This window comes from Sphingopyxis sp. (assembly GCF_035565275.1).
Taxonomy (GTDB): Bacteria; Pseudomonadota; Alphaproteobacteria; order Sphingomonadales; family Sphingomonadaceae; genus Sphingopyxis.
In genome coordinates this window covers 1-3,158 of sequence record NZ_DATMST010000315.1, presented here as the reverse complement: position 1 = coordinate 3,158, position 3,158 = coordinate 1, and the positions used below count along the sequence as shown (strand labels likewise).

The 3,158-nt window shown below is 66.5% G+C and carries 3 protein-coding genes; 1 reads left to right on the top strand and 2 read right to left on the bottom strand.

The genetic code is table 11. The annotated features are described in order from the left end of the window. Positions 1 to 1,023 (top strand): HD-GYP domain-containing protein (locus VN047_RS20785; RefSeq protein ID WP_325546075.1); only part of this gene is annotated, 1,023 nt, incomplete at its 5' end. A gap of 60 nt (positions 1,024 to 1,083) precedes the next feature. Here VN047_RS20785 and VN047_RS20780 read toward each other — a convergent pair. Beyond that, complete coding sequence (locus tag VN047_RS20780) at positions 1,084 to 2,913, bottom strand: DUF885 domain-containing protein (RefSeq protein WP_325546073.1); 1,830 nt, start codon at positions 2,911 to 2,913, stop codon at positions 1,084 to 1,086. 45 nt (positions 2,914 to 2,958) lie between these two features. Continuing rightward, the coding region (locus tag VN047_RS20775) for a helix-turn-helix domain-containing protein (protein ID WP_325546071.1) at positions 2,959 to 3,158 on the bottom strand (200 nt) is incomplete at its 5' end.

Below are 3,158 nucleotides of genomic sequence, written 5' to 3'. Positions count from 1 at the left end.
CGCGACATGCCCGATCGCTTTATTCCGCCGCCTGCCGTGCCGCGCGAAGCGGGCAGCCAGCGTTCGGGCTATAATGCCGAGCGCCGTCGCGCCGGGAAGCTGGTCGACCGGTCGGGAAAGGCGGTGCTCGCCATGTTCGAGGATGCGCGGCTGGGCCGGGCGGTCGCGGCGCGCCGGATGGTTCCGCTCGCGCGCTCGATCGGCGCGTCGATCGAACGTGACGCCAAGGCGCTGATCAATCTGGTCCGGTTGAAGCGGAAGGATGAATATACCTATCTTCATTCGGTTGCGGTCGCCGCGCTGATGATGAATTTCGCACGCCACCTTGGCCTTGACGATCCGGTCGTAGAGGATCTGGGCGTCGCGGGCCTGCTCCACGACGTGGGCAAGGTCGCGGTGCCGGGCGCGATCCTGAACAAGTCGGGCAGCCTGTCGGACCGCGAGTGGCGGGCGGTGCGCGAACATCCGCTGGCGGGCCACCGGTTGCTGTCGAAATCGCCCGACGTGCCCGACGCGGCGCTGGAAGTGTGCCTGCGGCACCATGAGAAGGTCGACGGGACGGGCTATCCGGGACGCGTCGCGGGCGAGGCGCTGTCGCTGTTCGCGCGGATCGGGGCGATTTGCGACGTTTACGATGCCGTGACGTCGGACCGCCCGTACAAACGCGCGTGGACGCCGGTCGAGGCATTGACCGAGATGCAGAAATGGCCCGGTCATTTCGATCCCAAACTGCTCGAACGATTTGCCGACAGTCTGGGCATCTTCGCTACGGGCACGCTGGTACGCCTGTCGACCGGCGAACTGGGCGTCGTCATCGAAAGCGCGGGCGAGGCGAACGAAGAGATCGTCGTTCGGGTCTTTTTCGACTGCGAAACGCTGTCCGAATGCGCCCCGTTCGACCAAGCGATCGCTCCTTCGGCCGAGCATCCGCGCATCCTGTATCGCGACAGTCCGACGGTCTGGCGCTTTCCCGACTGGGAGGCGACGAAATATCGCATTCTTGGCGCGAGGGAGACCGGCTGAGCCGCGGGCCGCGAGCCCGGCCGGCGATGATCGGGAATCGCCGGCCGGTCGCCCGCGTGCTCAGCCCGCCTGCGCCGCGGTCCAGCGATCGATCACCGATTCGAGGACCGAGATCGGCATCGCGCCCGCCGACAATGCGGTGTCGTGGAAACCGCGCAAGTCGAACTTGCCGCCGAGGGCGGCCTTCGCCTTTTCGCGGATGCGGACCCAACTCGTCTGACCGACCATGTAGCTCGTCGCCTGTCCCGGCCACACGCAATAGCGCTCGATTTCGGTGACGTTCGACGGCTCGGGGGTGCCGAGGGTCTCGTTATAATATTGGATCGCCTTTTCGCGCGTCCATTTATAGTGGTGAAGACCCGTGTCGGCGACGAGGCGCGCGGCGCGGAACATGTAGGATTGCAGATAGCCGAGGCGGCCCCACGGGTCGTTCTCGTAAACGCCCATCTCGTCGGCAAGCTGCTCGGCGTAGAGGCCCCAGCCCTCGGTATAGACCGAATAGGCGGGAAGGCGGCGGAGGCGCGGAATGCCCTCGGCCTCCTGCGCGAGCGCGATCTGGTGGTGATGGCCGGGCGACGCTTCGTGATAGGTGAGCGTCGGCAGGGTCCATGACGGGTTTTCGGCGGTGTCGCGGAGGTTGATGTAATAGGCGCCGGGGCGCGAGCCGTCGAGCGCGGGGATCTGGTAATAGCCGCCGGTCGCGCCATCCTCGATATCGGCGGGGACGCGGCGGATTTCGACCTTCGCCTTGGGCAGGCGGCCGAACGCTTCGGGCAGGCGCGCCTGGATCGCCTGCATCTGGGCGTTGAGTTCGGCGATCAGCTTTTCCTTGCCCGCGTCGGTATTCGGATAAAGGAAGCGCGGGTCCTTGCCGAGCGCGCGCATCCGTTCGGCAACGCTGCCCTTGGTCATGCCCTGCGCCTTGAAGATCGCGTCGGCGCGCGCGCTCAAATCGGCAACGCGATCGAGCCCAAGCTTGTGCACCTCCTCGGCCGACATGCCCGTCGTCGTCGCATAGCGCAGCGCATAGGCGTAATATTCGTCGCCCTTCGGCAGGCGCCAGACGCCGGCATCGTGCGTTGCGCGGGGCCGCGCGGCTCGCAGTTCGTCCGCCTGCCGCCGCATCGCGGGGTAGATGCGTTCCTTGACGATCGCGGCGCAGCGCGCGGCCCAGTCGCCGGGGATGTCCTTCGTCTTTGCGGCGAGATTCTTCGTCAGCCCGTTGGCGTCGGGCGCTGGTGCCCAGATGCGGTCGAACTGGCCGAGCGTGCGGTCGATGACGAAATCTGGCGGGATGACGCCGTTCGCATGGTCGGCCTTGATCCGTCCGGTTTCATTGTCCATCTGGACGGCGAAATCGGCGCAGCGCGACAGATAGGCTTCGGCATCGGCGGCATTGGCGATGCTGTGCTGGTTGATGAGGAAATCGGGGATCGAGCGATAGGTTCCGCTGAGCTGGGTGACCGGGTGCGGTTCGGGCCAGCTGTGAAGGCCGTAGCTGAAGGTGTCGTAAGCCTTGACATAATCCCCCCACGGGCCGCGGAAGGTTTCGTAGTTGACGAGGTCCATGTCCGCCAGTTTCGAGGCGTCGATCTTTTCGAGTTCGGCCAGGCCGTCGCGATAGAGCTGGTGGCTGCGCTTGATGCCCGCGGGCGAGCGGTCATCGAGCTTCGCCTTGAGCGGCAGGCGGGCGTCCTTGTCGAGCCCGAGCGCGGTGGCGAATTCGGGGCTTTCGTCGACCAGCCGGTCGTAGATGCGTTCGTAGATCGCAGTGAGCCTTGCGCCTTCGCCGGTCGCCGTCTTGCCGGCCAGTGCGGCCGCGGGGTTGCGAACACCCGCGAGCGCAGAGGTCGCAGCGAGGGTGGCGATAAGGGTGCGGCGGTCGAGCATGGCAATCTCCAATGAGGTGTGTTGCCCCGACGCTACACGGCAAGGTCAGCCAAGTCTTGTATCAATTTGACGTCGGCGCCATGCGCCCGGCGTCACTCCGCTGAGCCGCGCGACCGCGTGCGTCATATGCGCCTGATCGGTGAAGTGGAGGCGGTGCGCGATGTCGGAGAGCGGCTCGGCGCCCGCGCGGATCGCCGCGAGTGCGGCGCGGACGCGGGCGTTGGCGCGATAGGCCTTGGGCGTGC